General features: G+C 36.1%; 2 protein-coding genes. Both read right to left on the bottom strand.

All coding sequences use genetic code 11. The annotated features are described in order from the left end of the window. Positions 1 to 2,648 (bottom strand): Rib/alpha-like domain-containing protein (locus tag BQ7474_RS00295; protein WP_268873853.1); only part of this gene is annotated, 2,648 nt, incomplete at its 3' end. A gap of 74 nt (positions 2,649 to 2,722) precedes the next feature. Continuing rightward, positions 2,723 to 6,130, bottom strand: a complete 3,408-nt coding sequence (locus BQ7474_RS00290) for a hypothetical protein (protein WP_073997086.1) — start codon at positions 6,128 to 6,130, stop codon at positions 2,723 to 2,725. Between the last annotated feature and the right edge of the window lie 80 nt (positions 6,131 to 6,210).

The raw sequence follows: 6,210 nt of genomic DNA, 5'->3' as shown, positions 1-6,210 counted from the left end.
ACTTTTGATGATCCATCTTTGAAGGTTACTTTTACTTTTCCTGTATAGTTACCTGTTTTGTTTACATCTATTGTGCCTTCTGGTGTTACATCTTCTACTGTTGCACCTTCTGGTAGGTTTTTGATGTTATCTGTTAGGTCATATTCTCCACCAAAGTTAACTGTTTCAGCTTCTGCTGTTACTGATGGAATTGGTGTTATTGCGCTTGCATCAATTGTAACATTTACTTTTACAGCTACTTCGTCTGTTGATCCGTCTGGATATGTTACTACTACTGTTGCATCTTTTGTTCCATCTGTTGTTGTGTCTGGTGTTTCTTTGAATTCATATTTTGTACCTTTTGGTAAGTCATCTTTGTTTGTGATTGCATCTTCTGCTTTTGGTGTTTCACCTTTTTTAACTGTGATGTCTTTACCTGTTGGTTCATTTGTTGTTGCTTGTGAGTCACCTACTGTTACTGGTACGTCTACAACTTTTGATGATCCATCTTTGAAGGTTACTTTTACTTTTCCTGTATAGTTACCTGTTTTGTTTACATCTATTGTGCCTTCTGGTGTTACATCTTCTACTGTTGCACCTTCTGGTAGGTTTTTGATGTTATCTGTTAGGTCATATTCTCCACCAAAGTTAACTGTTTCAGCTTCTGCTGTTACTGATGGAATTGGTGTTATTGTGCTTGCATCAATTGTAACATTTACTTTTACAGCTACTTCGTCTGTTGATCCGTCTGGATATGTTACTACTACTGTTGCATCTTTTGTTCCATCTGTTGTTGTGTCTGGTGTTTCTTTGAATTCGTATTTAGTTCCTGTTGGAAGGTCATCTTTGTTCTTGATTCCTTCTTCAGCTTTTGGTGTTCCTCCAACTTTAGTGTTGATGTCTTGTCCTTGTGGATCATTCTTTTCTGCATCTGTTTTGTCTGCTTCATAAGTTGCTGTAATTGTTGTGCCTTCAGCAAATGGTCCTGTTAGTGATTTATCCCAACCAGTCCATTTCCAACCTGTGTTTGGTACTACTTTTGGTTCTGCTATTGTGCCGTCTTTTAGGGTGACGCCTTTGATTACGTAGTAGGTCTTTCCTTCTTGTATTGTTCCGTGCTCCCCTGCATCGAATTCTACTGTTGCATAGTCTGTATCGCCAGTTTGGTCTTTTTCTGTTACAAGTGGCTTTTCTATTAGGTTAAGTTCTGATGGTTTTAGACCTTCTGGGTCTACTTTGACTTCTCCATCTTGTTTGTAGGCTTTGTTGCCGTCTCTGTATACGAGGAAGTCACCCTTTTTTCCTGTTAGATTGTATTCTGGTTCTTGGTTGTTGATATCTTCTATTTCTTCTGGTAATAAGTCTTCTATTTCTAGACCATCTTCTATGACTGAAGCAGATTCTCCTTTTGATGGAATGTCTATTTCTACATTACCACTTTGAATTTTACCATTCGTTTGATCAGTTGTAGGATTTTCTACCACCTCACCAGCTTTATTTTTAGTTTTAACTTCTATGTCTGTATTTCTTACTTGCCAAAGTGTAAGTTCAAATAATGTCTCTCCGGTTTGAGGGTTAGCTTTTGCTGCACTCTTATCAACAAAAAGTTTTCCAGCTACTGTGCCCCCTTCAAATTCAATGGAATAATTACCGGTATATTTGCCATCTTTCACCACATCAGACATTTTTATCTTTGTAATATATTCTACAAACTCTTCTTTTGAGCCAAATTCAGCCTCTTGTGTTTCTCCAGTCACTTTATTTTTTAGAGTGACTTTCTTTCTAGCTCCTTGGCCAAATATACCATCAAAGTTGAAATTTTTGTCTCCAATACCTTTTTTAGTAATTTTTACCTTTACATTTGAAAGGGCATTTTCTGTGCCTGATGCATTTTCTTCAGTATTTTCTCCATCTTCTGGAGTGGCTTGTACACGATCATCTCCGATTTTTTCACCAACTTCAAGCGCTGGTTCTTCCTTATCGGTAGGTTCTTCTATTTTTTCTTCTACAGTTTTTTCTTGTGATTTATCTTTTCCTTCTTGTTCTTTTTCTTCTTTAAGATCTGTTTCTTCCAACTTATCTTCAGTTTGTTCTTTGTTGTTCGATTCAAGATTAGCTTCTTGTTTTTTATCTTCTACATTAACTTTTATAGTAACTTCTGTAGTTGATTCGTCTGCAAACTTTATTTCAACTGTAGCATCTTGTGATTCAGCTTTACTTGTGTCAGCTTGTTTTTTTACTGTAACACTAGCATCTGATGGAAGATTTGTAATAGCTGATGAATAGTCAACTGTTCCATTTAATTCAACATTGATTTCCTCAACTTGAGCATTAAATTCTTCAGCTTGTGTTTTTTCTAAACTTTTTTCTTCTTTGACTGGTTCAGTATCTTGTTCACTTCCGCTCCCATTGTCTTCATTTAAGATTTCTTCTGTATTTTCAACTGATCCATCGCCAGTTGTTTCAGGAGTTCCTGCGTTTTCAACTATAGTCGCAGTATTTTCTCCAGAATCAGCCTTTGCTTCAGATGGTGAAATAAGAAGAGTAAATCCTAACATACAAGAAACTAGACCCATAGATAATTTCCTAGTAGCGTATTTAGGTTTTCTCATAGAACCCTTAGCTTTTCTATATTCTATAATTTTTTCTAATTTAGACCTATTGTCCATTTTTTCTCCTTTATTAGTTTTCTATGCTAATAATTCAAAATTCAAAGGGGATAAATCCCCTTTGATAATTTTTTTTATTTTACTTCTGTTGTTACAACGTTCATACTACCGTTTAATGTAGCAGTTATTTCAAGTTGGTCACCTGCGTTAAGAGGAGAACTTACAGTTATTCTATCAGTTGCTCTTGTTAATGTTTTTTGACCAATAACTTCTCCATCACGTTTAATTGTAACATCAGCCCCTACACTTGATGTAACTATTACAATCTTTCTACCACTTCTTGGTTCTCTCACACTCAAATCAAGTTGGGTGATTTGTGGCATAAACGTATGTGTTGCAGGTGATTTATTACCAAATTTATCTACAGCTGTTACAGTGACTGTTTTTTCTTCACCTTGTTGATTTTGAAGTTTAGCTTCAAATCCACCTGATTGTTGAGATGCATCTTCTTGGTAGTATCCATTATTCTTGTCGTCATCAAGGTAAACTCTTAGGATGCCTGAATCATCTTGGGCATTTGCTGCTACTGTAATTTGGTAGCCGTAAGGGTCTTGGGTAACCACTAGGTCATTTTCCCCATCACCAACAAAGCTTGGACCTTGTTTATCTACTACAACTGGTGTTGTTGAGTAAGATGCTGGTTTTCCATCTTCTTTTGTCATGATGTATATTTCGTCACCATGTTTTACTGGTGAATTTTCACCTGTTATATCAAAGACATCTTTACCACCAATATTGATTACTGGTACATCAACTTTTGTGTAGGTTCCGTCTTCATTCTTTGTAACAAGTTCTACTGTAGCATTTTCTGGAATAGTTTTACCTTCTGGCAAGATTCCTTCGATATATTGCTTGTCAGTTGTTTCGTCATATTTTTGTACAGGATTTGCTTCTACAGATTTAGCAGCGCCATAGAAGGCATATACTGTAGTTCCTGTTAGGATTGGTGAATTTTCTGTAAACTTATAAGCCTTTGTAGTATCTTTGGCTTGTTCAGCTGTTTTTAGTTCTTCCAGTTTATTGTAATCTTCTACTGAAGTAACTTTTTTAGTTGTCCATCCGTAGAATTCTGCTCCGTCTTTAGTAGGATTTCCTACTATTTTTCTAAGTTCTAGGGCATCGCCTGTTAATGCATCACCATTGTGGTCAATATATTTATCTACCTTAAAGCCATTAGGAGTATATCCTTCTTCACTTGCTGCCTTTTCATTCATTGGAGCAATTCTTACTACTGGGTCAGTTTCTTTTGCTCTTTTAAGCTTATAAGCAAACTCTGTTCCTGGTAGGACTTTTTCATCATATCCTTCGAATGATTTTGTTGTAGTTGGCAACTTACCACCATTTAGGTCAAAGGTTACTTTTGCTTGTACTTTTTCAAATACTTTGTCACTTGGTACTGCAGCTTTTCTAACGTCAGTATTTGTAATACCAATAACTGAGTCTTTTACTAGGCCTGTTGGCATTTTAAATCCAGTCTTACCTTCTGTTGTGAAAGGAAAACCATCTAGCTCAGTACCGTTGATGTTCATCTTAGTCCTAACATCATGGTCTGCTATAGTAAATGGATATTCCTTACCATCTGGGTAGAATAGTTTTATTACTGCTAGTTCATATCTTGTTCTACCTGTAATATTTTTAGAATCAGTAAATAATTCGTCGATGTCAGGGTTTAGTGCTGATTGAGTAGCTGATCCACCTGCGTAGGTTGTGATATAGTTTAATCTTCTAGGTGTGGTCTTTTCAGGCCCATTTTGCCCTGGTTTTAGAACAATTTTTTTAGCTCCATCTTTTCCTGGTAATGTTAATGTTACGCTAGTTGGCGGAGTGTCATATTTCATAGTTCTGAAAGTGATCTTTTCGCCAGATTTGATAGTCATGCCAGGAATTAGAGTATATTCGTATTGTCTACCTACATTTTTATTTGCTAAAGTTCCAACATGGTTAAAGTTGGATCTTAGCTCAATCTTATAGGCATCATCACCAAAAGTTAGTGAGTATTTTTCTAACTGCTGATTTGGAAAAGATGTTGGGTTATCTGCATAAGTTAGACCTAACTTACTATTTGGCTTTAATACTATATCAGCTCCTGTATCATTAGTAGCACTATATTCGATAAACTTCTTTGTACTATCTAAGATAAAGGTTGAGTAAAAATCAAATGATGCTAGGTCATCTTTTGTAAGTCCCTTTTCTGCTACTTTCTTTTTATCAATATAGTATCTCGTAATCGTAGGAAGTCCTGAGTTAAACTCTGTTGTGGCACTATTTAGGAATGAATCTTGAGGTTTTGTTGTAGTTAATGCAGTATTTAGCCCTGCAAATTTTTGTCTAATAGTACCATTATTAAAGGTTGATGCCACTTGGATACCAGTGAATCCTGGATTTAGATCACTATTAGCTGAAGTATTTAGTTGGCTTTTTGTAATATAAATTGGTTGAGTCGTTTTCCACATATCACCTTGTTGGCTTGCAGTAAATACTTGTGCAACTGTACCTGATGTATCTTTTGGTTTTAGAACGGATGCGAATTTTTCGTTGAATACTTGTCTAAAGGCGAAGCTCTCTCCACCTATATTATCAGCAGAGTTCATCTTTGATTGTTTGTGGAATACATCTACATATCCGCCTTCTTCGTTATACTTAGCATAAGAGTTGGCAGAATAGAATTGGTAGTCCATATTATAGTCAGATACTGTGTTTACGTCTGCATTGTTATTTTTTGATGGCACATAAGTCATAAAGGTATATGAGTTATATGGCGTTACTAGAGTATCTGGATCGACTGCTGAATCATCATTATTTGTAGGATCTGAACTAGCCTTACCAGTACCAGCTACGCAGAAAACTTTGCTGTAGTCTTTGTTTGTTATTCTCATTTGAATATGAGGTTGACCAACTAGATTATCTACAGTTTTTCCTTCTAATAGAACAAGGTCTATAGGAATCTCTAGTCTTGAAGATCCACCTACCTTGTTACCATTGTTATCTAGGTTTTGCTCTTTTACATGAACTGCTCCTGATGTAGAACTCACTACATCGGTAAATTTGGAAACTTCACTATAAGCAGCTGCATCATGCCAGCGACCGTTAACTGTTCCCTTGTACATTCCCGTTCCAGCATCTGTAAAATCAATTAGATCGAATAGGTCCTTATCAAATTTAAAGAGGGCCTTTGACCATACTCCTGAAGCAAGGTTTTGGAAGACTCTATATGATAGTCTGATGACTGTCCTTCCTTTATCATTTACATAGGTCCCGATGTAGTTTATAGAAGGGGTCTTGATACCCTCAGCATTAGCTACAACGGTAAGTTCGTTTTTATTGGATAATCTCCAGAAGCTCATTTCGGCTTCTTTTTTCTCATCTATAGTCCAATCGGCCTTGTTAGTCTCAGCAAAAGACCTAATTGGCAACATTCCTATAACCAAAACTAGGGCTAGGAATGAAGATAAGATTCTTCGTGTTTTTCGTTTTGTCTGCATTTTTCCTCCTCATTTAAATTAAATCAACAGCAGATATACAATACGATTCACATATGTGATATAGTGACAACCGACAAATA

The organism is Anaerococcus urinomassiliensis (assembly GCF_900128425.1).
Lineage (GTDB): Bacteria > Bacillota > Clostridia > Tissierellales > Peptoniphilaceae > Anaerococcus > Anaerococcus urinomassiliensis.
Note: the sequence above shows the minus strand (reverse complement) of the source record. Positions and strands in the feature narration are given on the sequence as shown.

What these genes read in the sequence shown, in the direction of transcription:
- BQ7474_RS00290 (WP_073997086.1), bottom strand. Translation starts at nt 6,130, where the DNA reads ATGCAGACAAAACGAAAAACACGAAGAATCTTATCTTCATTCCTAGCC.